We start from the raw sequence: 25786 nt of genomic DNA on the forward strand, positions 1-25786 counted from the left end.
AGTGTGACTTATTTCGGTATAAAGAAATTTGCATCAAAGTCACTGAATGTCACTCCTCAGTCATCCGAGTCAATTCGCCTTCTTCTACTGCTAACAACATTGTACCACCTTCCGTAATGGGAGGTATCGTCAATTCAACTGTTGCTTCTCCCGATTCAGTCGTCTCAGCATTATAGGTGTTGTCACTATAAGCATCCGTCACCACTGCATTTTCTGCTGATACTGGTAAGTGAATTGTATGAGAATCTTCAGATAAATTAAAGACAATATAAACTTGTTCGCCTTCATGCTCTCTTGTCACGATTGTCCATTGATCTTCTAATGACTGTCCGTATACTTCCCTCGTCCCACGTGCTAACACTTCTGAATTCGCCCGACGGAATTGAAGTAATTTCTTATAGTGCGTTAAGATATCATTGTCTTCCGTTTGGTCCCAAGCTAAATCATACCGATTATCATACACCGGCCAATTATTGGCTCCCGTCTGACCTAATTCTTCCCCGTAGTAAATGACTGGTTGGCCTTTAGCAGTCATTTGTAATGTGACTGCCACTTTATATTTATCTTCATTGCCGTTTATCATATATAAAAAACCGGTCTCATCATGACTACTTAGAAATTGCCCAGTCGGACTCGCACTTGTCATTGCACCATTTCGGCGTTCTAGACGAGAGTTTACACCTCTAAAGTCACCATTAATGAAATCTCTAGCGTAGTTTTTAAATTCGAAATCTAAGACACTATCCATCATTCCGGAATTCAAATACCCTTTCGAACTTGTGGCACTTGCTCCCCATACTTCACCGATTAATTGGAAGTCTGGATCAATTGCTGTGAGTTCATTTCTAAAGTGTTGCCAAGCCTTATTATCAACATGAATCACTGTATCCACTCTAAAGCTAGAAATCGAGTTACCAGCAGGTGTGGTTGATAAATCTAGCCAAGCTGTCTGCCAATCAACTAGTTGTTCATAGACGTCTTGTTCTTCTGTCGTAAAGTCAGGCAAACCCGATAATTCTTGAGTCAGTGAATCCATACCTGGGGAATCACGCAACATCCCCTCAAACACTTCTCGATCTTCCTCTGTTGGGTAGCCTTCAGGCGCATCATCGACATCACTATCTTTACTGTGCATGCCATAACCTGCATGATTTAAGACAACATCGACCATAATTTTTATATCTTTTTCAGCTGCTGTATCAATTAATTCATGAAACTCTTCCAATGTACCAAAATGCGGATTCAGTTCTTCAAAGTTTTGTGCCCAATAACCATGATAGCCATAAAAGGCCCCATCATTCGTCCCTGAAGATACATCATAAGCGATATTCGATACAATCGGTGATATCCAAATCGTCGTAATACCTAACTCATCTAAATAATCAATCTGTTCTGTAATCCCTTTAAAATCCCCTCCCTGATAAACACCTCGCTGATTATCTGCATCTTCATAAGGTAAATTCCATGGATTATTATTGGACTCATCGCCATCTTTAAAGCGATCTGTCAGCATAAAGTAAATAATTTCTTCATCCCAATCCAGTTCTCCTTCTTCTTTCTCTCTCGGAAGAATCGTCACGGTTGTTTCAGTTTGATATTCTTGTTCTTCTGAATCCCACCAAGTAATCGGAATCGAATAGTCACCCGGTTCCACATCATGTGTGACTGATAAGGTCACTTTTAATAATTCAGGTGAGATGTTTAATTGGCTAGAGCCTCCTAATTGTGAGACATCCGCGACAATTTGTTCAATTTGTACTCCCTCTTCGACATCCAATTCGAGTATGGCATGTTGGTTATAATGAAAAGGCTGGCTCACATTGGCTGTGACGACATCCGATTCGACACTCGTTTCGACGGCCTCTGCCATGACATATTGAGTGTTACTAACTGTGACTGGTTGATACATTAAACTAAGTAAACTGAGTGCTAGAGCAGCTTTGAATTGTAATTTCATATGTGTCTCCTTTTTATTTAAGCGTTTACAAATAAGTATAGCAATACTTTCATCATTCGCCAATAATATCTATAAAAAAAAGACTGAGTTTTTCACTCAGTCTAAATACTTAAACAATTGAATTATCACGAAAAATATAAAGAAGAAACAGGTGAAAAAGAATGAGTACAAACCAACTGCCGGCATACACAGTATTCCCCTTTTGAAACCACTTATAACTTGGCAGCATTAAGATAAGGAATTTACCGATGATCATCCAAGCAATTGGCAGTGGGTACGTTGCTTTCGGGGCGAAAAAGGCTCCCCAAATAATAATGATGACACCTACAGTTACGATAGCTCCAAGTATTTGTAACCACCTTTGTGAGAAGAAGCTTGCGCCAAAATAGCCGAAACTAATTAAAGCAACAATTTCAATGATTAAAGCCAAACCTGCATGCAGACCTTGTAAAAACTTCATCTTTTTCGCCTTCTTATTTTTTTATTTTTCTTAGTCAAACTCTTCGTATTCTCTAGGATCTTGCCCTTCAACTAAACCTTCTTTTCCTTTGTCTAATTGATTAATTAATTCCATCTCTTCTTGAGTTAATTCAAAATCAAAAACATCAATATTCTCAAGCTGATGTTCCAGTTGCCCTGATTTTACATTGACTAAGATACCTGTTTGAATATTCCAGCGAATAATTACTTGTGCGATTGATTTGTCATGTTCTCTAGCAATCTCAGCTAATACTTTATTCTCTAATAAGTCATTTAACTCACGTCCAAGTGGACTCCATGCTTCCGTAAGTATCCCTCGATCTTTATTCGCTTGATGTAAATCTAAATTATTGAAATAGGGATGGCGTTCAATTTGGTTTGTTGCTGGTGTCACACCAGTGGCTTCAATAATACGGTCTAAGTGTTCTGGTAAGAAGTTAGACACACCAATGGTCTTAATTAAACCAAATTTCTGAGCATCAACTAATGCCTGCCAAGCTTCAACATAATTATCACGTTTTGGTAGTGGCCAATGTATTAAATATTTATCAAAATAATCAATGCCTATCCGATACAATGATTCTTGTATCGCATCAATCGCTTTATCATATTCATGATTAGCTCCTGGTAGTTTAGATGAGACTTGAATGTGCTCTCTAGGAATATTTAATTCACGAATGGCTTTCCCAACAGCCCCTTCATTATTGTAATTCGTCGATGTGTCGATTAACTCATAACCATTTCTGAGTGCTGTCTTAATCGATTGAACGCCTTTTGCTCCTTTGAGGTCAACTGTCCCTAAAGCAATCTTAGGAAATTTATTTCCGTCATTTACATTATAGAATTCCATTTAAACCTCTCCTTTTCTTATATCTATATTTTAACACCACACATTCTATCAACAAAATCATTCAACTTAGTTAAAGCTCATTCCGCAGTCTTTTTATAAAAAATATGATATATTGATTAAGAAAAGGAGGTCTTATTATGGCGACAGTTAAAACAGACACAACGTTTGAAGTATATTTAAATGAATTGGACGAAAAGGATCAGGATACTATCATTCGATTAGATCAAATGTTAACGAAACAATTTGGCAGAGATAATCGCAATATTTGGGAAGGTAAATTTTGGGGCGGGTCCCAACAACAAATCATCGGTTACGGAGAAATCCCAATAAAAGGTAAGACCGATGAAACATGGTTTATGGTAGGTTTAGCCCGGCAAAAAGCTTACTTCAGTCTGTATGTGAATGCAGTTGAGGATAAGGCATACTTGGCTAAGAAATATCAAGACCAACTGGGGAAAGTAAAGGTTGATAGCAGTAGCATTAGTTTCAAACAATTTGATGATATTGATTTACCAACTTTAGAAAAAGTATTCAATATTGCCTATCGACAATGGCTAAAAATAAAACAATAGAACGTGGTGCGTTATGGATCAAAAAATCCAAGACTTATTTGAACTATCTAAAAATGGAACCAAAGAAGAACGTTATAATGCTTTAATTGAACTAAATTCGACTTTAGAACAACCGGTGGATTGGGCGTATGACGTTTGGGATGATTTAATTGAATTATTATCAGATAAAGATGGTCATCAAAGATCACGAGCTGCCCAATATTTATCTCGCTTAGCTGCCTATAGCGACCCTGAAGACCGAATTTTAAAAGATTTTGATGCTTTATGGCAAGTCACTTTCGATGAAAAATTTGTCACTGCACGCCACACTATTCAAACTCTATGGCGAGTCGGGCTTGGAAGCGACGCGGCTAATAATCTATTCTTAGAACACGTGATAGACCGTTTCAATGATGGCGACAAAGAAAAAAATTATACACTCATTCGTAGTGACTTCTTACAAGGTATGCGCAATTTATATGACGAAACGCATGATGAAGTCATTAAAACTCAAGCACTTGAACTTATCACCTCTGTCGATGACTCCAAGTATCAAAAGAAATACGCACAAATTTGGAAATAAAAAAAGGAGGGTATGACTACTCTCCTTCTAATTCTTCAAAATAATTGATCCCTTTTAAGTTTTTGACACGCAATATAAAGTCTTGCTTCTGAATTCGGTTATATAAATCGATAGCTACAAAGTAAACAATTTCATTGGAGTCTGTTTCGTAGTCACTCTCAATGACATGCTCACTCTCAATCTGCATATCAATGATATTCACCCGTAAATCCGCACAAAATTCTAAAAAGTGATTAAAGCTATCTAAAGAATCTGCAATAATATAACAATCAATCTTACTTGATTTGCCTTGGATTAATTTCTTTAAAGGTCTAAGTAAGGTCATAATCAGTAAGATGGCAATACCACCAGCAATCGCTCCTTCATAGAAGCCAATACCTATCGCAAGACCAATACAGGCAGCCGCCCATAAACCAGCAGCAGTTGTTAAGCCTTTCACTCGATTTCGATTGGTAACAAGAATGGTTCCAGCTCCTAAAAAGCCAATCCCACTTATTACTTGGGCACCTAAACGAGTTGGGTCTCCTCCTCCAATATTCTCAGTAACGTATTGATTTGTCATCATGACCATGGTAGAACCAAGACAGACGAGAATATAAGTTCGCAGCCCTGCCGTGTGATTCTTCATCCCACGTTCCATCCCAATTAATCCGCCAATGAAAACAGCCAGTAAAATTCGAACAAGAATCGTTATTGTATTTAATTCATATAAATCAAACGTTAGATTCATTACATTCCTCCTCTCAGTTTTTTCAAGTCACCTATATATATACATTCTTTGGTAAATTATTCATTAATTTCTTTAACTCGACCTACAATGCCACTTTCTAACATCACTTTAATTCCGTGATGGTGGTTAGGTGAATTAGTTAAGAGACGTTTGACAACACCTTCAGTCAATTTTCCTGAGCGTTGATCTTGTTTTTGAACAACTTTCACTTTTGTTCCGATTTGAATATCAGCACGTTTAGTTCCATCTTTCATTTGTATTCCTCCCTTAGGTCTTTTATAACGACCTTCTATTATAACACAATCTCATCTTTAATTTGGTCCATGATTCGAGCTACATTCTCTGAATGCTTTAATGACATGATTGGACTTTCTGTTTTGTGTTCTTGAATGCATTCAACGACATGAACGATTTCACTATAGAAATCATCATGATCATATAGCACTTCATGTAATTGTGATTCATTGCTGTCAGCTAAAGTGAGTGTGTATGAAGCAGGTCGATGGAAGTTTGAAATGCGAATTTCTCCGATCGTTCCCGTGATAATTGCGACGGTCTCCGTTTCACGGTCAAAGGCTGATTCCACTCGTCCCATCACACCATTCGATTCTAATTTCGCAACAACATAGACTTCAATCCCATTATCTTTCACTTCATAATCAACGGCTTTCACTTGAACCGGTGATGACATTAAATCTTCAATCAATGAAATATTATACACTCCCATATCCAGTAAACAGCCCCCTTGAACAGGCTCAAAGTGATAACTTGCATCCGCTTCAGTAAATACATGGCACAGAGACGTTGAAACACTTAACACTTCGCCGATATCTCCTTTATCGATGCGCTCTTTAATCTCACGATATGCCGGGACGAAGCGACTTTTCATTGCTTCCATGAAGAATACATTCGTTTCTTTCGCCGTCTCACTAATCTCTTCCATTTCTTGAGGTGACAGCGTCGCTGGCTTTTCACATAGAACAGCCTTTCCAGCTCGCAATGCTTTCTTAACCCATTCTAGGTGAAATTGGTGTGGTAAAGCAATATAGACCGCATCAACTTCTGAGTCCTCTAATAAAGTTTGATAATTATCATAAGCGACATCACATGGATGTTCTGCTCTAAAAGCTTCTGCTTTCTCCATCGTCCGTCGTGCTACAGCATATAATCGTGCACCCTTCACTTGTTTTAAACTCGTCGCAAAGCGATGTGCAATATTTCCCGCGCCGATAATTCCCCATTTAATCATAAGTTACCCCTTTTTGTTAAATGTATTTTTTTAAAAGTGTTTTCATTATGTAAATTGTACCTTATTTTTTTATCGATTCATAATATCTTAAGAATAGTTATCTCTATTAATTTTCTCGTTTTTAGCATATAGTTAATAATAACAATATAAAGGGAGGGGTTTCATGCTTACAATTGCATACATTGGCAATGGTAAAAGTACTAATCGCTATCATTTGCCTTTTTCAACCCAATTATCTGACAAAATAAGAATCAAAACCATTTATTCTCGCAGTGGAAAAAGTGAATGGACTCCGATTGAGGGAGTGCAGTATACAACGAATATCGACGATATTTATAATGACCCAGAAATCCAACTTGTAGTAGTAACTACACCAAGTTCAAGTCATTATCCCTTAGCTAAAGAAGGTTTACTACGTGGTAAAAATATGTTGGTCGAGAAACCTTTCACTGAAACAGTCGAACAAGCTCAAGAATTATTCACTCTCGCTAAAGAAAAGAATTTATTTGTTCAAAGTTATCAAAATAGACGGTATGATTCAGATTTCTTAACGGTTCAAAAAGTGATTGAATCAAATAAGTTAGGTGATTTATTAGAACTTGAGATGCATTTTGATTACTTCAGACCCGAAGTACCCGAGAATAGTAAGTACTCTCGAATTGACAGCTTTTTATATGGACATGCTTGCCATACTTTAGATCAAGTCATCTCATACTTTGGAGAGCCGGATGAGGTTTATTCAGATGTACGGCAATTATTAGGTAAAGGGCATATGAACGATTACTTTGATTTAGATCTTTACTACGGCAAATTAAAAGTATCCGTAAAATCTAGTTACTTCCGTTTGACACCGCGTCCTAGCTTTATTCTTTATGGTAAAAAAGGCTCATTTGTTAAAGAAACAAAAGACCGTCAGGAAGAGCATTTAAAACAATTTTACATGCCAACTAAACCAGACTTTGGCGTTGACTTACCCCAACATTACGGCACATTAACTTATATGGATGATAACAATCACTATCATCAAGAAAAAGTCATCTCTGAAGTGGGTGATTATAGTCGCTTCTACGAAGATGTCTATCAAACACTTATTAACAAGCAAGAGAAAGTTGTTAAAGACAACCAAACTTTACTACAAATTAAATTACTAGAAGAAGGAACAAAACACTTAAGTTAAGCCATTGAATGGAGGAAGATTTATGAAGTTAGCAATCTTTGGCGCTGGAAAAATCGTTCAAGAATTCTTAGAAATGGTAAAAGACATTCCAGAAATTAATCTAACTGCTCTATTATCTTCTGAGAGGAGCATAGAAAAAAACAAAGATTTAATCGTCACTTATGATATTGATGGGGTTTATACTAATGAAGATGAGATTCTTAAGCGCACTGATGTAGATACTGTCTACGTTGCCTTACCGAACCATCTGCACTTTGAATTTAGTAAAAAAGCTCTTGAAGCAGGCAAACATGTGATTTGCGAGAAGCCTTTCACCTTAACGTTAAAAGAATTAGAAGAGTTAGAAGCCATCGCTTTAGAGAAAGATTTAGTTTTAATTGAAGCAATTACCAATCAATACTTTGCTAATTTTGCCCAACTTAAAGAGGATTTAAATGATGTTGGTGATTTAAAAATCATTGAATGTAATTATTCACAGTATTCTTCACGTTATGACGCTTTCAAAGAAGGAACTATTCTGCCGGCTTTTAACCCAAAAATGGGTGGCGGATCGCTAATGGATATTAATATTTATAACATCCACCTCGTTGTTGGCTTATTAGGTAAACCAAACCGGGTTGAATATTATGCCAATATCGAACGAGAAATTGATACATCCGGAATATTAGTCATGGAATATGATCAAACAAAAGTTGTCTGTATTGGATCTAAAGACACGAGCGCACCGATTAAAAGTACGATTCAAGGAACCGATGGCTCGCTCATTATTAATGGTCCAACAAACACGTTAGAAAGTTATACTAAAATTATTGGAAAACACACGGAAGAAGTCATTGATTTAAAAGTACACCCGCATCGTATGTATGAGGAATTTATCGCCTTCAACCGCATCATTAAAGAACATGATATGGATACTGTTCGTGAGAAACTCACACATAGTAAAATCGTCATGGAAGTGGCAGAGAAAGCACTTGAAGATGCTAGTATCAAATTAGGATAACAATAACCCCCGAAAGGAATGTCACCGCATTTCTTTCGGGGGGTTCTCATTATAATAATTCTTTTCGTAAATCTGCAGCACTCTTAGGTGATAAATATTTTGGTGCAATATCAAAAACTGTCTGAGCTCCAGAAAGCCCTTCTTGATGCAATTTATAAGCGGCACGTGCATATGCCACATTGACTGCAGCTGTAAACTCAGGGTTACTGCCTAAATTTAATCCATATTCATAGACTTGTTGCATGTCAGGGGAGGTTTCTCCTGAGCGAATCACTCGTCCACCGTGTGGTAAACCAGCATGATTTGCATGTAATTCTTCCTCCGTAATGAAAGTGACTTCGGTTTGATACCCTTCAAAGTAATCTGGCATCGTTACAATGTCATTTTTTACTTTTTCTGCATCTGCACCCTCTTCCAACACCACATAAACATCACGATTATGAGCGGATTTAGATGTATATTCGACGGTTTCTCCTGCATGGATTTGATCAATTAATTCTGTATTTGGAATTGTATATTGAACGCCATCTTTAACCCCTTCAACACGTCTAACCGCATCTCCATGCCCTTGGCTCAAGCCTTCACCCCAGAAAGTATATGTATCTCCTTTAGGTAAGATAGCCTCTCCAATTAAACGATTTAAAGAAAACAATCCTGGATCCCAACCCGTCGCGATAATTGACACATATTTATGTGCTTTTGCCACAGTGTCTATACTTTCAAAATAGTTCGGAATCTGACTATGATTGTCATAGCTATCTACAGTGTTAAAATGTTCTGCCAAAGCGGGTCCTTGTTCCGGAATATCCGAACGCGACCCCCCGCATAAAATTAAAACATCAATCTTATCTTTGAAGTTTAAGATATCATCGATGTGATATGCTTTAGCTTCTGTATCTAAAGTATCTGGATTACGACGAGAAAAAATCCCTACTAAGTTCATGTCTGGTGCATTCTTTAAGTTAGCCTCTACACCACGCCCTAAATTACCGTAACCTACAATTCCAATATTTATCATAATTAAATCCTCCTTACAGGATAGTTAAAAACTAATTATAGTTTGATTCTTTTTTCTTCATATGTCAATTAATTTACTATAACATAATTCCCTTTTTTAATTCGATAAAACTTTTAATAAAATGTACTCAAGCATGAATACAACCAATCATAGACAACTATAGTATTCTATAAATAGCAACTACAATTATCTGGAGGTAAATATGAAAAACCTAGAAGAACAATTAATCGGAACCACTTGGTCACTTAAATCATTCGAATCAATCGATCAAAATGACCATATTTATTACCCTTTAGGTGAGGATGCTAAAGGATTTATAATCTTTGATCATACTGGCTTATTCTCTGTTCAATTAATGGCTAAAGAAGCTTTATCTAAAAATGCCGTCGCTCACTATAGAACGGATGTTGATAAAGCAATGGGAATGCATGAGTATCATGCATATTCAGGGCATTTTAGTTTGGATGAAGAAAAAGCTGTGATGACTACTTCTGTGGAATTAAGCCTTATCCCTACATATCGAGGATCAAAACAAAAACGTTCAGTTAATATTGAAGGTGACCTCTTATACTTATCAAATATTGAACACCCTGAACGTAAATTAGTCAGGCAGAAAAAAATATAATTTAGCTTAGCGCTTACACAATCAAATATCCATTGTAATGATAGGTGTGTATGCTATACTAACACTACGAAATAAAGGAGGCTATTATGCTAGAAATCGAATTTTTTCACGATGTTATCTGTTCTTTTTGCTTTCCGATGTCAAATCGCATGCGAAAAGTCATGGATAAATATCAGAATTTAGATATACAACACCGTTCATTTGCCCTAGGTTGGGAAGTAGAACACTTTGAGCAAATGTTTGGCAGTCATGAAGCAGTTAAACCTGAAGTTTTAAATCACTGGGATGCCGCAAAGCAAAACGATGATGAACACTGCTTTAATATCGAAGGTATGAGTCAAACTGACTTTAACTTCCCTCATTCACAACCTGGCCTAATTGCAGCTAAAGCTGCAGGTTTAATTGGTGGCGATTCAATGTACTGGGAAGTCTTTGATAAACTTCAAGAAGGCTTGTTTGTACGCAATTTAAATATAGCCGATCAAAATGTCATTGATGACTTAGTAAAAGAAACGTCCATCGACTTTGATTCATGGAAGAAACAAGCAACTAATGATGAAACTAAACAAGCAGTCTTAAATGACTTAGCGCTTGTTAATGTTTACGGTATTCAAGGAGCCCCTGCTTTAGTGATTGATAAAAAATATCTCATTAGTGGTGCCCAACCTCAAGAGCTGATTGAACAAGCTTTAGAGCAAGCAGCACAAGAAGCAAATATTAATATCACTAAACCTACGACACCTCAGTTTCAAGTATTAGGTGATAATACTGGCGCATCGTGTCGCGTTGAAAATGGAACATGGATCTGCGACTAGCTTCAAAAGATAAACAAATAAAAACGTAATGAAGAGGGGAAGCAAATCCACTTTCATTACGTTTTTTTCTATTTTATTCCACATTTACTTCTTGAGCATTAACAATTTCACCATTTTCTAGGGTAACCATAACGACTGGTTTGACTGGGTTATGTTCCTCATTAATAGAGAATGTACCTGTCACTCCTTCGAAATCAACAGTTTCAGCTAAAGCTTTGTTTATAGCATCAGCTTCTGTTGAACCCGCTCTTTCGATACCGTCAACTAAGAAAGCAATCGCATCATAACCTAAAGCAGCGAATGTATCCGGGGCTTTACCAAATTTTTCTTCATAGTCTGCAACCAAATTGTTAGATTTCTCGTTTTCTAAAGATGTATCATAGTGAGTTGTATAGTGAACGTCATTTGAGTTTTCAGGTCCTGCTAATTCTACGAAAGTATCGCTTGCAAATCCATCTGCACCAACCACTGGTGCTGTCACGCCAACTTCACGGAGTGCTTTGACTAATAAACCGGTCTCTGTATAATAACCCGGCACATAAATTGCATCAAATTCATGTCCTAAAACGGCTGTTGACAGTGAAGAAAAGTCTGTATCTCCAGAAGTATACGCTTCAGTGGCAACAACCGTTCCACCTTTAGCTTCATAGTCTTCAACGAAAGCATCTGCTAAACCTAAAGAATAATCCAGAGCATTATCTACAATAAGTAGTGTGTTCTCAGCCCCAAGTGTGTTATAGACATATTCAGCACCAGCACGACCTTGATAGGAATCTTCATAGGCAACTCTAAATAAATTCTCAACCGCCTCACCGTTACAATCTAATGTCAATCCATCTCCTGTCGTCGCTGGTAGAACATTTGGTTTATTATTTTCTTCGATGACCGGTTTAGCTGCATTAACAACTGCAGATGCGTTCGGTCCAAAGACTGCAACGACATCTTCATCATTCGCTAAACGCGTTTGTAAAGACACTCCTTCGGTTGTATCTGTCTTATTATCTAAGACAACAAGTTCCAATGGCCGTCCGTCTAATACTCCACCTTCGGCATTCTTTTGTTCTACAAACAATTCAAAAGCTTCGACTACGGGCACACTATAAGGTGCCGCAGGTCCGGTCAGTTCTAAGTTTACACCTAGAACAACTGGTTCACCTGTTGCTTCTTGAGCACTAACACTGTTAGAGAATGGCATCGCTAAGGCACCGACTAAAGTTAATCCCGATAATAATAACTTACTAAATTTATTTAATTTCATTTTATTTTCCTCCGATTTTTATGGTTTGACATTTAATTGAACTTCACCGACATTTTCATATTCAACACGGTAACTTCCCGCTTCTAATCTCTCTGGTAGCATAAATGTTCCTGATGAGACAAAACGACCAGCTGTTAATTTTTCACCGCGATCTTCTAAGGCTTTAGCAAGCCATTTCACTGAATTGACAGGGTGACCGAGTACTTCTTCTGAATTTCCTCGTTTCACTTCTTGATCATTTAAATATAGGACTGCATCGATATTTTTTAAATCATCATAACTGTATTCTTTGGCATCTCCATAAACTACCGCCCCATTGACTGCACCATCTGCGATAACTTCGTAGAAAGTAGTTTTAGGGAACCAGTCATCATAACGGCCATCGGGTACTTCAATGCCTGGAGCAACAAGACAATTTCTCATTACTTCCTCCTCTGTATCATCGCCGTTAACATCTTCTTGAACTAAGAAAACTAATTCTGTCTCTAGAAGAGGCTCATTGTAATCAGCTAATGAAAGTGAAGCATCTTTTTTCACTTTGATATCCGTCATTTGTCCAAATAAAGGTGAGTCACTATTGAATAAATCTTGCGTTTCCCTACTTGTTAAACTGATCTTGTAACCTTGATGTTTTTCACCACTTTCTTCTTTCAGAGCGAGTACATCATCTTGCACTTGATAGGCTTCTTGAGTTGATTCAAATTTAAACTTTCCTTTTTCAAGCGGTTCCTTATCTCGGTAGGCTTTAAAAAATAATTCTGCTTTATTTGTCATTTTTTTATAATTCCTTTCTTTTTATCCAAAACATCAACAATTAAAATTCAACTTTTTGAATCCAGCCTTCAGGTCCTTCTTTATCTCCAAATTGGATACCGGTTAATTCATCATATAGGGCTCTAGTCAATGGTCCGACTTCAGTTTCTGAATAGAATACGTGTTTCTTATCACCCTGAGTAATGCTTCCAATCGGAGTGATGACTGCGGCTGTTCCCATAGCGCCAGCTTCTTTGAAGTGATCCAGTTGGTCAATAAATACGTCCCCTTCAAAGATCTCTAAACCTAGCACATGTTCTGCTAAATGCAATAGAGAGTACTTTGTAATACTTGGTAGAATTGACGGTGATTAGGTGTAACAAAGACATCATCTTCTGTAATAGCAAAAAAGTTTGCAGCTCCAACTTCTTCAATTTTGGTATGTGTTGCTGGATCTAAAAAGATTGAATCAGCAAAGTTATTCACTTGGGCTTCTTTTCCTGCTTTAAAACTAGAGGCATAGTTTCCTCCCACTTTAGCTGATCCCGTTCCTCTAGGCGCTGCTCGGTCATATTCACTGACCATGAATGGTGCAGGTTGTAAACCACCTTTAAAGTATGCTCCGACTGGTGTGACGTATATTCCGAATAAGGCTTCTGATGCCGGAGATACTCCGACGATATCACCGACTCCGATTAAGAATGGTCGAATGTAAAGCGTTGCACCTGTTCCATAAGGAGGAATCCACTCTTCGTTTGCACGGACGATTTCTTTTACCGCTTCAACAAACGCATCTTCTGGATACGGTGGCAACATCACTTGATCAGCTGAGCGTGCTAGTCGTTTCGCATTTTCATCTACTCTGAATAAATTTACTGAACCGTCTTTTGTTCTGTAGGCTTTGAGTCCTTCAAAACATTGTTTACCAAGATGTACTGCTGGTGAAGCTTCACTAATTGTGATTGTATTGGCCTCAATTACTTGGCCTCCATCCCATTTCCCATCTTTATAGTATGCTCTAAAACTCTTACCAGTATTTATGTATCCAAAACCTAATGTTTCCCAATTTAAATCTTGTGGTTTAACTGAGATTTCCATTATCAATCTTCATTCCCTTTCCTAAACAAATTTTTATTACAAAAAAAGCCTATTTAGATTAACTAATAATCTAAACAGGCTTTGACAGTTGTATATTAAAAAAGCGAGATATAAATCTGCTGCTCGTTTAGATTATTAGTCTATACGAGCAACAAAAATCTTTAGCACGCATAGATACAAACTTGAAAGTTTTTTCGTGTTTGTATCTATACTGCGGATACAAACACTATCTAATAATGCTAATAATAGTAGCTAATTTAAATGTGTGTGTGCTAAAAGTTTTCATGTTATCTCTCTCCAAATATCTTTAGTAAATACAATTTATCATCATAAAATGAATTTGACAACTACTTTCTAATTTAAATTTAATCAAAAACACATCTTAGATTAAATAACCTAAGATGTGCCTCATTAATTAGAATAATTCTTTGTCACTACCAAACGTTTCTCCTAAAGCTTGTTGTGCAAGCACATTTAAGAAGTTCCATGGTTTATCATATTCTGGTTGGAAGAAGTAGTCAGCTAAAGCTAATTGTTCTAATGTCCAGCCAGCTGAAATTGCTGTTGAAACTGTATTGATCGCAAACATAACATCTTGTTTAGACATTAACTGCGCACCAACAATACGATTTGTTTCTTTTTCAAAGTGAATTTTCATCATAACAGTTGTATCATCACCAATAAATTTAGGACGAATAGTCTCTTCATAATATTTACTGTCGACTTTGCTTAAATCTGCGTCAGAGTCTTTAACACCTGTACAAGCAAAGTGGTAATCGAATAATGATAATGCAGATGTGCCTGAAACGGCTGGCATTTCAAATTTGTTATCTGAAAGCATATTTTTAGCAGCGATCACACCTTGGCGACGTGCGTTAGAAGCTAATGCAATGGCACGTTTTTCTCCCGTTGGAGCAAATGGAATTAATGTCGCATCTCCAGCTACATAAATATCTGGATTTGATGTTGATTGCATATGTTCATTCACTTCAACAAAACCACGTTCGTTTCGTGCTAAGATACCATCTAACCATTGTGTATTTGGACGCACACCAACGGCCATAATAACAGTATCTGCTTCGTATTCACCTTTATCTGTCACGACTTTTGCAACAGATCCATTCTCACCGATGATTTCTTGAACTTTTTCCCCACCATGGAATTTCATTCCATGTTCAAGTGCGTTCTCTTGTAAGACTGAAGTAAATTCTTTATCTAGATACGTAGGTAAGATTGAATTTAATGAATCAATAACCGTTGTATCAATTCCTGCTTTCGCGTACGCTTCAGCAACTTCAATTCCAATATATCCACTACCTACAACAACTGCTTTTTTAGCAGATGACATACGTTCTTTTACCTTATCTGCCCAATTGCGGCCACGTAAGTAGTATAAATGATTTAAATCAGTTCCTGGAATTGGAATTTCGATTGGTACAGCCCCTGGGCTAAGGAATAATTTGTCATATGATTCTTCAGATTCTCCGTCAGCTGTTTTAACTGTAATCGTTTTAGCTTCTGGATCTACAGATACAACATCACTATTCATATGAACATTTACGCCTTGCTCTTTATAACTTTCTTCATTTGCATAATGTAAGCTATCTAAAGAAGGTGAGATATCTTCTAAATAACTTTGAATCCCACAAGATAAGAATGATGCTGTTTCCCCGCGTTCATATAAATGAATCTCAGCATTTGAATCTTCTTTTAAGATAGTTTGCACTGCTTCATACCCAGCATGTGAAGTACCTACAACAATAATTTTCATAACAAAACCTCCAAAAATTTTTTTAACAAATCTATTGTATCACATTCTAATCTGATTTCAAACATTCAGAACTCAATCTAACAAAACGCTTATTTAACAACATTTAGTTAGATGTTTCATAGGAACATCCATTTGAATAATAGTAATATATTTTTTTCATTTATATAAATCAAAAAATTATTCGGTATATATTACATCAAGATAATGTATTTTTATTTAAAATTTAATATATATTGGGTTGCTATTCACAAGTAAATTTACAACAAGAATAATTATTTCATTAACAGAATTCGCTTTTTAATACAAAGAATGTTATACTAATTAATACGCGAAAGATATTTTTTATGCAAGAATTTAATTTGTTTTGATGAAATTTAATCAAACTGGCGTAACTAAAGGGTTACAAGGATATATTAGAGGTTATGGGAATATATCGTTTAAATGAGAAAGAATTAATTTTAAGTAATAGTTACAAGAAAGAACTTTAGAATAATAATATTGAATAGTTAGGTAGCCTTCTCTTTATTGAGAGGGCTATTGTCTATTTAACAGATTGTTTAGACAAAAAAAGCAAAGTGGCTAGTTAGCACATTTTGCTTTTTTTCTTATACTTTTCCTTGCAAAGATTGCAGGCGGTACATATCGTAATATGTTCCTTCTAATTTAATCAGTTCATCATGATGACCTTGTTCGATAACACGGCCTTTGTGCAGAACGTAGATTTTGTCAGCATCTTTGATTGTTGAAAGTCGGTGGGCAATGACAATTAATGTCGCTTGCTCTCGAATCTTTTCAAGACTTTGTTGTATATACTGATCCGTCTCCGTATCAATATTGGCCGTAGCTTCGTCTAAGATTAAAATTCGCGGATTTCGAATAATCGTACGTGCAATATTAATTAACTGCTTCTGACCAGCTGATAGTGAAGTTCCCCCCTCACTGATGTGAGAACGATAACCATCTTCCATTGATTTAATAAAGTGATCTGCTCCAGTAAATTCTGCAGCTTCTCTCACTTCTTCATCTGAATAGTTTCCATGTAAACGAATATTGTCATAGAAATTACCATAGAACATGAACGCATCTTGTTGGACTAAGCCGATTTGAGAGCGAATACTTCGTTTGGTGTAACCACGAATATCTTCTTTATCAACGGAAATTAATCCTTGTTGGTATTCGTAGAATCGCATTAACAGATTAATGATTGTACTCTTTCCAGATCCGGTATGACCAACAATCGCAATCATTTCTCCCGGAGACACTTCTAAATCGATATCTTTCAATACATCATTTTTACCATCATACGAGAAATACAAATCATCAATGTTAATCTGACCATCAATCAATGAATCCACTGCATTCGCATTTGGTTGAGGTTCTGTATTCTCATTTGCTAGTAAAGCCATCCCGCGAGAGGCTGAAACTAGCCCATCTTGGTAAATACTCAAGCTGTCTAACATCCCTCCAATTGGATGGAAGAATGACTTAGAATAAGACGTAAAAGCGTAAATAATCCCAATATCAACGACTGAACCCGAAAGTAATTGCGCAGCAAAGATCCAGATGACAATGACCAACACAATTTGTTCAATAAGGTTAATGGCAGGCATTAATAGCACAGCATTCATCTTGAACATATTAGTTCTAGCCACTAAGTATTCCTGGTTTACTTCATCGAATTCTTCTTTCATTCGCTGTGTCTGATTGAATTGTTGAATGAGCCACATCCCCATTGTTGACTCACTTAAGCGCGCATTCACCTTACTTAACGCTTGGCGCATACGACGGTAGATGACAGTACTAATCTTTTGGTAGACGTATATCAAGATGACTATGACGGGGATAAAGGCCATGAAGACCCAAGACATCGATACACTAAGTGAAAACATCGCTACCGCAATCATCGTTGCATTAATAAAACCATCGAAAAATGTTAAAAACACATTCCAAAATTCTTTAATTGTCTCGGTATCATTCGTCACACGTGAGACAACTTCACCATTAGGTGTTTTGTTAAAGTAATCTAAACTTAATTTCCCTAATTTGTGGTACAAATTATTTCGCATATTCGCTACCGTATGCTCGGATGCTAATTTAAAAGTGTAATCTTTAACGTAGACAATGACCATTCTTAAAAGTAATAAAACAAGGTACGTTCCAGCTACTTGTAAAGTAATTTGGATTGTTGCTGAACTTGTTGATAAGTACTCATCAATATATTGTTGAATAATAATAGGTAAGTAAGCTGATAAAGCAGAAGCAATAACCATCATAACAATAGATAAGATAAACCATTTAGTTTCAGATTTCGCAAATGAGAATAAATAACGTAATATGTTCCATTGCTCTTTTAGTGAGAAGCTTGTTTTTCTTTGTTTCGTATTACTCATTGTCTTCCCCACTTTCTGAGATTTTCTGATCTAATTGTTGTTGACGGAACATATTGTCATACCAACCTTCTAACGAGATTAACTGCTCATGAGTTCCTCGTTCGCTAATATGCCCATTATCTAAGACTAGGATCTCATCTGCACGCATAATTGAACTTAATCGATGAGTCGCTATGATTGTGATCCCTTTTTGACGGAATTCACGTAAGTTCGTTAATATCCTTTGTTCTGTCTTAGCATCCACTGCGGAAAGCGCATCATCCATAATTAATATTTCTGGATTCATCGCTAATGTTCGAGCGATTGAAATCCGTTGCTTCTGCCCACCAGATAAACTCACACCGCGTTCTCCAACCAAGGTATCGTAACCATCTGAGAAAGTTAGGATGTCTTCATGAACATCTGCAACCTTTGCATAATATTCAACTTCTTCTTGTGTCATATTTGGACGACCGAAGCGAATGTTCTCTCGGACTGTCGTTGAGAAAAGTAAGTTGTTCTGTGAAATATAACCAACTCGGTCATTTAATTCTGTCATATCAATCTTATTCAGTGGTGTGTTATCAATAAGGATTTCTCCAGATTCAACATCAAAATTTCGCACTAATAAGTTAAACAAGGAACTCTTTCCAGACCCTGTTCGGCCAACAATGCCTAAAGTATCCCCTTCTTCCAGTTTAAAGTGAATATCACTTAAAATTTCTGCATCTGAATCTGGATAACTAAAGGTATTAATATTTACTTTTAAATCATTATATTCTAAGTTTTTAACAGGATTGGGATCATTGACGACACTTGCTTTTTCAGATAGCAAATCAGTTACTCGATCATAACTTGCATTCCCGCGCTCCATTGTATTCACTAATCTTCCGACAGCTAATAATGGCCAAGTCATGTTTCCTAAATAACTTAAGTAAGCAATTAAGTCTCCTAAAGTAATACGACCATTTTGGATAAAGTATGTCCCAAAAAAGATCGTTAATACATAAGTTAAACCTGTGATCACATCGATGACAGGCGTATAAGCCGAATCAATTCGGAATACTTTCTTGTTCTTTTCAACGACATTGTCCGTTTCTTTAACAAAGTCTAGGTAATCCTCTTCCTCTTCACCGAAAGCTTTAATCACTTTCATTCCGGAGACACTCTCTTGTACGTGATCATTCATATCAGAGAATGCTTTTAATGACCCTCTAAAATACTTATTAATTAATTTCCCTAAATATTGGGCAACAAAAATCAATAACGGGAAAGGTAAAATAGTAAACAAGGTCAATTGCCAGTCAATAATAAAAATCATTGAAAACAAAGTCACGACAGTGATTGATAAGGAATCAGTTAAAGTAATAATTCCCCCACCAGCAACAAAGCGTAAAGCAGCTAAGTCATTCGTCGCATGTGCCATTAAATCACCTGTACGGTGTTGCCCGTAAAACTTCTGATCCATCTTAGTAAAATGATCAAACAAACGGTTACGCATAATCGCTTCTAACAATGTTGAATTCCCAAACAAATTACTGCGCCACATGTACCGTAAACCATACATCACTATACCAATTGCAAGTAATAGCCCAGTTTGTTGTGTTAAACTTGTCCAAGTAATACTTCCACGTGCCATCTCATCAACTAAATTCCCTATAATTAATGGAATTGCCGCTGATAATAATGCACAGGCAATTAACCCACCAATGGCAAGTGTATAAGTCTTCCATCTTAGTTTGAAAAACCATCCTAACTTTCTAAATATCTGAAACATATTATCCTCATCTCATCTATATTTTCTATTATTTCTAATAAGTTCATCCCTTATAATAGCGATTGTTATCAACGAATGTCAACTGTCTTCCTATATTTTTTGAGTGTTTTTTATACTGTTCAATATATGATTAATTTTATTATTTTAATTTTAAAATACTCTTCCAATACTTCCGTATATAATTTTTGATATAATGAATTAAAACAATCATTTGGAGGACATCATGAAATCTATCGTAAAAAAAGCGCTCGGCCTTGGAAGTATTATTGTTCCAATTTGGTATGCCATCTACGCATGGCCACAATCTGATGAGTCGATGCCATTCTTTGAGAAGAAGAAAACGAGAACGTATAACATTGCCCATAGAGGGGGCGCAGCTTTAGCTCCTGAAGAAACCTTGGAAGCTTTCGCTAAATCAGAAGAAGCCGGAGCTGATATGTTCGAATATGATGTCCATATCACAAAAGATGGTCATTTAATCGCGAGTCATGATGCAACTGTAGATCGGATTACAACAGGCACAGGCTATATAAATGACTTAACCCTAACAGAAATTAAAGCGTTAGATGCTGGTGAAAAATTTGTTGATGTAAACGGCGAATCCCCCTATAAAGGACAAGGCGTTCAATTAGCGACAGTCGAAGAAATCTTTCTACTCTTCCCGCATAAAAGAGCAGTTATAGAATTAAAAGACACAAATAGACCTGAACTCTATGAAGCAATGAATCAGGAAATATGGCGTCTTATTCAACAATATAATATGGAAGATAAAGTGATTATTGCAAGCTTTGATCATAAAATTAATCAACGCTTTAAAGAAATCTCTAACGGGCAAGTCGCCATTGGTGCGGGTGAAAGTGAAGCAACCTCTTATTTAACAAAGATGATTTTAAGACTGAATGGGATTGCACATACAGATTCTCAAGCTTTCCAACTACCAACAAATCAACATGGGTTAGATTTGACGCAGAAGAATATCATTAACGGTTCACGTCAACGCGGAATAGATGTTTATTACTGGACGATTAACGATGAAGAAACTATGCGTGATTTGATCGCTAAAGGTGTTGATGGGATTATGACAGATAATCCTGAGTTGTTGGAGAAAGTGTTGAATGAGGGATAATTCACAAGAAATAAGGCTGGATGACAAATTTCATGTCGTCCAGCCTATTTTGTTTAGTCCTAGCGTAACAGCAAGAACAAAAATACTATTCAAATATTTGATTTTAGATAATTTATCCAGTTAATTGAAAATGTAAATAATCTCAATTCAAACACAGTATATTGTGCACATTTAACTTTGCCACCACAATATGTAGTTGTTTTTATTATTTTTTTCTATATACTATTATATGACGATAATTCTCTTTGCTAAATCTAAAAGCCGTTACGGGTCCAAAATGGCCAAGTAGTGAATAATTATTAGTCTCCAATAATTGGAGGTGAGAATATGGCTAAAAAGTGCAATCCTAGCTCAAAAGTTCGAAAGGCTGGCAAAACGTTGTCGACAAGTAAATCATCGGCTAAAAAGTCTGCTGCCGGGAAAACTCTAGTTAAGCATAAACACAGAAGTCATTAAACGTCACTAAGCAAGTGTTTACTCACTTGCTTTTTATTTATTCACACTAAATATTTAAGTTTCCAAATTTTTCTTCTTAGTTTAATAAAATTAAATTCATTTAATGAAAAATTAGATGTTCCATAAGCATCTTCATTCGTTTTATCAACTTTTCAAAACCTCCTTGTTTAACTCCTAGATAAAATGATCAGCTAGTTTATCGTAAATAACTTTATCAAGCAATGACTTATCTTCTTTTGTTTCCCAAGTTTCAGTTATATGTCCGATAAAATCATTTGAATTAAATAACGTATTTATGTATTAAACAATCTAGTCTTTCGGATTCAAATTCATCGGTTCTTTGATTTCTTTATTCTCAATTCAAGCATCGTCTTTGATGCTCAGTTCATCAGATATAGTTGAGTTCCAATCTAGTGCGCCAGTATCGCGACGTTCTGAACGAGACTGCCAACCATTATTTTTTTGCCTTCTGTGTGATCGTCTCTCCTGTAATACCTTCATCCTGGAAGGTATCCCACTTGTTATATACTTCTTCTGGATGATAACGTTGGGAATCTCTTGGCTCCAAGTATCCCAATTGCTTACAGTGTACCCTTCGGCTTTCAAAGCCATTCCAACTTCTATCCATTCAGTGTAGCTAGTAGCTCCTAGTTCTATGTAATCTAATAGTTCTAATAAATTAAACTGTGACAATGTATCTCCTAATTTCTTTTTTTTATATGGTATGATTAAAATAAAAAAGGAGTTTTAAAATGCACGAATTATTCCCTCGTTATTATATGAATTCAGATAATAACATCGAATTTATGGGAGCCACTGAAGCCTTTACTTGTTATCATTGTGGTGGCTTCGCTTCTCATAACTGGACATGGTCCCTGAAACACGATACTTTCCCCACTCCTAATTCATTATTTGATGAGGATGTAGTTATTTCTGCAACGTGTGCCGCTTGTAAACACACTTCGATTTGACTCAAAAACTTAACTCCTTACATAGACGCATATGAACATTTAAATCATGAAACGCTTCTTTATCCTTTTGTTACGCCAAATGTTGATTCACCTAATTCTGATTTACCAACTGAGATAATTAAAATATACAATGAAGCATCAAAAGTATTACCTGATTCTCCAAGAGCATCAGCTGCATTATCAAGATTAGCTATTCAACATCTTGTAGATTTTCTACTTCCAAATGAAAAAGGTGACCTAAACAACAAAATTGGCATTTTAGTAAGAACTGGATTATCTCCAATGATTCAACAAGCATTAGATACTGTAAGGGTCATTGGAAATAATGCAGTCCACCCCGGTATAATAGAGATTGAAGACAACTATGACTTAGCAAAAAACCTTTTAGATTTAATAAATGTTATTGCAAACCAACTCATAACTCTTCCCAAACAAATCGATGAATTGTATTCAACTTTGCCCGATAATTCATTAAAAGGAATTGAAAATAGAGATAATAAAAATCAGAAATAATCTTTTCTGCCAGCAATATGCTGTCCTTACCCCAATACTTATTTACTATTCTAACCGGGCTATCCTCAATCCCATCGCTACGAGTTACCTAGATATGAATTACTTCTATCAATTCTGCGTTTAATATTCGATATGCTAGATTAAAACTTAGAGATGTTGCCTGACTATTTTTCAAATACGCGAATTTTTCCACTCACAAATCATCTATCTCATACAATTTTAAAAAGGTAGCTGATTTTACATGTACTAAAGAAATTAGGTTACTTAACTTAAGGCATTCACACGCATCGCAATTAATCGAATTAGGTTTTAGCCCGTGCTAATTCTGGAGCGGTTAGGACATGAAGATGTTGAATGAAACAACACTTAATACTTACAACCATTTATACCCCAATAAATAAGAAGAGGTATCAAAACATCTAGAATAGTTAAGCCCAAATTAAGCCCACAAGAACAAAAAGAACCGAACAAACCTTTATAATACAAGGCTTGTTCGGTTTTTAGTTTTATTCCCACTCAATAGATCATATCGATTTATATTGGATATAGTTAATTTTAATCTTTATTATTAGGTGTTTTATTCATATTATATATACAATTCTGTTTTATCAAAACTTTTTGGGTCAAAATTGGGTCACCAGATTTAACCAATAATCTTTGATTAATTTGAATTTAAATTTTTCTCGTTAAGTACACCATATCAATTAACTGAATACCCTCTTCAAAAGTTGGATGATTAAATAAATTAACCTTACTATTCCGAAAATCATATCTACTAATAAGATGAATTTTACCAAGTAGTTCGCAGTTACCTTTATAGATAATTCAGCAAGAGAGACTCACATTTCCACTATTATATGTTTTATTTCTCTTAATTCAATCTGAAATTAACATATTCGATTTACAATAGATAATAAGGTGTAAAAATATTACACATATTGATAATAATTCAGGTTGTATATATCATTTTTCTTGTTCGATATAATAATTATTTAATTTTAACAACATTTCCTTCATTATTTCCGGAGATAAGAGCAATTCTCCTTCTGCAGCAGATTTATCATGTACATAATTAGAAGCTTCGCTCATACAAGAATTTATCGTTTCTATTGTTTCTTTATTAAAATAAATTTTGTCTAATCTCTGTGGTTATTCAAATTAAGATTACATATATTCATCTTTACTTAGGGGGCTCTCACCATGGGTTACAAATATCATTTCTGGATTAACTTTTATTTTGAATAATCTCTAATTTTTAATTCATCTAAATTCGAAACAAACTCTTCAATATCATCAAAGCTATTTATAAAACCAATTCTTTCAAAATCTGCATAAGTAAGAAAACCTTCATCTACCATATGCTTGTAAAAAGCTTTAATTCCTTCATAGTACTTATTTATATTTAAGAATATGCAAGGATTATTTGATTGACCAACTCTTGACCAAGAAATGGCTTCTACAATTTCTTCCAAAGTACCAGGACCACCCGGCAAAGCTACACAAAGGTCTGACTTTTCTAGCATTATTTGTTTGCGTTCAGACATAGTATCAACTGTAATTAATTCAGATAAACCAATATGAGCTATTTCTCTCTGAATTAGAAAATCAGGCATGACTCCTATTACTTCCCCACCGGAATCTATAACAGAATCAGCGAGTTTTCCCATTAATCCAACATTTCCACCACCATAAATTAATTCATGATTCTTTTTACCAATCCATTTCCCAAATTCAATAGCGGCTTCTTCATAAATTTTATTATTGCCAATAGCTGCACCACAATATACTGCAATTTTCATATTACTCCCCCATGACTTTATATTTTTTATAGTGTATCATAATAAGTATAAAGAATACAAAAGGAGGCAATTATGGACATTCAAGACTATCAAGAATGGGTAACAAATTTCTATAAAAAGAGAAAGTGGTATGATTATAATCCGTTCATTCGTGTTAATTTTTTGTGTGAAGAAGTTGGAGAAGTAGCTAGAGCCGTTCGAGCGATAGAAATTGGAAGAGATAGACCTGATGAGCATCAAAAAGCTTCTTCTTTGTTGATGAATGATTTAGAGGAAGAGATAGGCGATGTATTGGATAGCTTGTTTATTCTGGCAGATAAATATAATATCAGTCTAGAATCTATTATGTCATCACATAAAGAAAAACTCATTAATCGATATAATAATGAATAACATTTCTAAATTTTTTTGAACTTGCAAACTTATTCTAATTATTCGACAGTAAACAAATCATAAAAAAAGACACTCTTCAAAATTAAAATTTTCTTGAAATAATTTTCTTCGCGGATTGGTACTCAAATTTTTCTAAATCTCCGTCCAATAGAAATTTCATAACCGAACAATTTCATAATCTACATTCATATTTATTATATTATATATGAGTATCAATGTAATTATTGTACCAAAATATAGTCCTGGGATGCTTCTTCTAATCAAAAAGATTGTAAATAATGTATCGCTATAAGAATGATATACACGAAATTTAAAGCTATATAGACTGATAGAGAATCGTTCCATTAGCAATATAAAGAGAAAATGATGATCAAGAATAACTGTTCTAAGACAATTAGAGTAAATTGATAAGCGTTAACAGAAAGGACTAGCCAAAAAGGCTAGTCCTTTTTTGTCTTTTTAATACA

The 25786-nt window shown here is 35.6% G+C and carries 24 protein-coding genes and 1 pseudogene; 10 read left to right on the forward strand and 15 right to left on the reverse strand.

Translation table 11 applies throughout. From position 1 onward, the window contains the following. Positions 1-49 precede the first annotated feature (49 nt). The 3 genes from HW423_RS06630 to HW423_RS06640 all read right to left on the reverse strand — a co-directional run bounded on the left by HW423_RS06630 (position 50) and on the right by HW423_RS06640 (position 3287). On the reverse strand, positions 50-1957 hold the full coding sequence (locus HW423_RS06630; RefSeq protein WP_218931153.1) for an alpha-amylase family glycosyl hydrolase: 1908 nt from the start codon (positions 1955-1957) through the stop codon (positions 50-52). A 109-nt stretch (positions 1958-2066) separates the two neighbouring features. Further along, complete coding sequence (locus HW423_RS06635; protein ID WP_218931154.1) at positions 2067-2417, reverse strand: DUF2568 domain-containing protein; 351 nt, start codon at positions 2415-2417, stop codon at positions 2067-2069. A gap of 30 nt (positions 2418-2447) precedes the next feature. Next, on the reverse strand, positions 2448-3287 hold the full coding sequence (locus HW423_RS06640; protein WP_218931155.1) for an aldo/keto reductase: 840 nt from the start codon (positions 3285-3287) through the stop codon (positions 2448-2450). Between the two features lie 137 nt (positions 3288-3424). On the opposite strand from HW423_RS06640, the gene HW423_RS06645 reads away from it, so the two are divergent. Continuing rightward, positions 3425-3859 (forward strand): hypothetical protein, encoded by a 435-nt coding sequence (locus tag HW423_RS06645; RefSeq protein WP_218931156.1) that lies wholly within the window; start codon positions 3425-3427, stop codon positions 3857-3859. A gap of 13 nt (positions 3860-3872) precedes the next feature. Then, entirely contained in the window at positions 3873-4421 is a 549-nt protein-coding gene (locus tag HW423_RS06650; RefSeq protein WP_218931157.1) for a hypothetical protein, read from the forward strand. Between the two features lie 16 nt (positions 4422-4437). Here HW423_RS06650 and HW423_RS06655 read toward each other — a convergent pair whose 3' ends face one another. Genes HW423_RS06655 through HW423_RS06665 form a run of 3 tightly spaced genes read right to left on the reverse strand, consistent with a single transcriptional unit; the run spans position 4438 to position 6400 of the window. Then, positions 4438-5151: an MgtC/SapB family protein gene (locus HW423_RS06655; protein WP_218931158.1), complete on the reverse strand. Its 714-nt coding sequence runs from the start codon at positions 5149-5151 to the stop codon at positions 4438-4440. A 56-nt stretch (positions 5152-5207) separates the two neighbouring features. Continuing rightward, entirely contained in the window at positions 5208-5405 is a 198-nt protein-coding gene (locus tag HW423_RS06660) for a YwbE family protein (protein WP_218931159.1), read from the reverse strand. Positions 5406-5443: 38 nt separating this feature from the next. Next, entirely contained in the window at positions 5444-6400 is a 957-nt protein-coding gene (locus HW423_RS06665) for a Gfo/Idh/MocA family protein (protein ID WP_218931160.1), read from the reverse strand. Between the two features lie 163 nt (positions 6401-6563). On the opposite strand from HW423_RS06665, the gene HW423_RS06670 reads away from it, so the two are divergent. Beyond that, a complete protein-coding gene (locus HW423_RS06670; protein WP_218931161.1) occupies positions 6564-7577 on the forward strand; it encodes a Gfo/Idh/MocA family oxidoreductase in 1014 nt (337 codons plus the stop codon). A gap of 22 nt (positions 7578-7599) precedes the next feature. After that, positions 7600-8577 (forward strand): Gfo/Idh/MocA family protein, encoded by a 978-nt coding sequence (locus HW423_RS06675; RefSeq protein ID WP_218931162.1) that lies wholly within the window; start codon positions 7600-7602, stop codon positions 8575-8577. Between the two features lie 49 nt (positions 8578-8626). On the opposite strand, the gene HW423_RS06680 is transcribed toward HW423_RS06675, so the two are convergent. Continuing rightward, positions 8627-9595, reverse strand: coding sequence for a diaminopimelate dehydrogenase (locus HW423_RS06680; protein WP_218931163.1), 969 nt, complete (start codon positions 9593-9595; stop codon positions 8627-8629). 202 nt (positions 9596-9797) lie between these two features. Between HW423_RS06680 and HW423_RS06685 the strand changes: the two genes are divergently transcribed. Both HW423_RS06685 and HW423_RS06690 read left to right on the forward strand, forming a co-directional pair. Beyond that, positions 9798-10220 carry a lipocalin-like domain-containing protein gene (locus HW423_RS06685; protein WP_218931164.1) on the forward strand — a complete coding sequence of 141 codons (423 nt, stop codon included), beginning with the start codon at positions 9798-9800 and terminating at the stop codon, positions 10218-10220. An 86-nt stretch (positions 10221-10306) separates the two neighbouring features. Next, a complete protein-coding gene (locus tag HW423_RS06690) occupies positions 10307-11035 on the forward strand; it encodes a DsbA family oxidoreductase (protein WP_218931165.1) in 729 nt (242 codons plus the stop codon). A gap of 73 nt (positions 11036-11108) precedes the next feature. Here the strand turns inward: HW423_RS06690 and HW423_RS06695 are convergent, their stop codons facing one another. From HW423_RS06695 to HW423_RS06720, 6 genes and pseudogenes are all read right to left on the reverse strand, one after another. Further along, positions 11109-12293 (reverse strand): ABC transporter substrate-binding protein, encoded by a 1185-nt coding sequence (locus HW423_RS06695; protein WP_218931166.1) that lies wholly within the window; start codon positions 12291-12293, stop codon positions 11109-11111. 18 nt (positions 12294-12311) lie between these two features. Continuing rightward, a complete protein-coding gene (locus HW423_RS06700) occupies positions 12312-13067 on the reverse strand; it encodes a 2-keto-4-pentenoate hydratase (protein ID WP_218931167.1) in 756 nt (251 codons plus the stop codon). A gap of 40 nt (positions 13068-13107) precedes the next feature. Next, positions 13108-14144 (reverse strand): annotated as a pseudogene (locus HW423_RS06705) (branched-chain amino acid aminotransferase). Positions 14145-14559: 415 nt separating this feature from the next. Further along, a complete protein-coding gene (locus tag HW423_RS06710) occupies positions 14560-15915 on the reverse strand; it encodes an NAD(P)/FAD-dependent oxidoreductase (protein ID WP_218931168.1) in 1356 nt (451 codons plus the stop codon). A 605-nt stretch (positions 15916-16520) separates the two neighbouring features. After that, positions 16521-18305 carry an ABC transporter ATP-binding protein gene (locus HW423_RS06715; RefSeq protein WP_218931169.1) on the reverse strand — a complete coding sequence of 595 codons (1785 nt, stop codon included), beginning with the start codon at positions 18303-18305 and terminating at the stop codon, positions 16521-16523. Beyond that, positions 18298-20061 carry an ABC transporter ATP-binding protein gene (locus tag HW423_RS06720; protein WP_218931170.1) on the reverse strand — a complete coding sequence of 588 codons (1764 nt, stop codon included), beginning with the start codon at positions 20059-20061 and terminating at the stop codon, positions 18298-18300. The genes HW423_RS06715 and HW423_RS06720 overlap by 8 nt, the downstream gene beginning before the upstream one ends. Before the next feature lie 223 nt (positions 20062-20284). Between HW423_RS06720 and HW423_RS06725 the strand changes: the two genes are divergently transcribed. Continuing rightward, positions 20285-21187: a glycerophosphodiester phosphodiesterase gene (locus HW423_RS06725; RefSeq protein WP_218931171.1), complete on the forward strand. Its 903-nt coding sequence runs from the start codon at positions 20285-20287 to the stop codon at positions 21185-21187. A gap of 816 nt (positions 21188-22003) precedes the next feature. On the opposite strand, the gene HW423_RS06730 is transcribed toward HW423_RS06725, so the two are convergent. Then, the gene (locus tag HW423_RS06730) at positions 22004-22336 is read right to left on the reverse strand and encodes a PriCT-2 domain-containing protein (RefSeq protein WP_218931172.1); all 333 of its coding nucleotides are present in this window, start codon (positions 22334-22336) and stop codon (positions 22004-22006) included. 59 nt (positions 22337-22395) lie between these two features. Here HW423_RS06730 and HW423_RS06735 point away from each other — a divergent pair, with 59 nt between their 5' ends. Together HW423_RS06735 and HW423_RS06740 are read left to right on the forward strand one after the other, a co-directional pair. Then, positions 22396-22614, forward strand: coding sequence for a hypothetical protein (locus tag HW423_RS06735; protein WP_218931173.1), 219 nt, complete (start codon positions 22396-22398; stop codon positions 22612-22614). 123 nt (positions 22615-22737) lie between these two features. Beyond that, on the forward strand, positions 22738-23127 hold the full coding sequence (locus tag HW423_RS06740; RefSeq protein WP_328803136.1) for a DUF4145 domain-containing protein: 390 nt from the start codon (positions 22738-22740) through the stop codon (positions 23125-23127). A gap of 1232 nt (positions 23128-24359) precedes the next feature. On the opposite strand, the gene HW423_RS06745 is transcribed toward HW423_RS06740, so the two are convergent. After that, positions 24360-24926, reverse strand: coding sequence for an LOG family protein (locus HW423_RS06745; protein WP_218931174.1), 567 nt, complete (start codon positions 24924-24926; stop codon positions 24360-24362). Positions 24927-24998: 72 nt separating this feature from the next. Here HW423_RS06745 and HW423_RS06750 point away from each other — a divergent pair, with 72 nt between their 5' ends. Next, a complete protein-coding gene (locus HW423_RS06750) occupies positions 24999-25319 on the forward strand; it encodes a MazG nucleotide pyrophosphohydrolase domain-containing protein (RefSeq protein WP_218931175.1) in 321 nt (106 codons plus the stop codon). Positions 25320-25786: the final 467 nt, after the last annotated feature.

This window comes from Ruoffia halotolerans, assembly GCF_014049385.1.
Lineage (GTDB): Bacteria > Bacillota > Bacilli > Lactobacillales > Aerococcaceae > Ruoffia > Ruoffia halotolerans.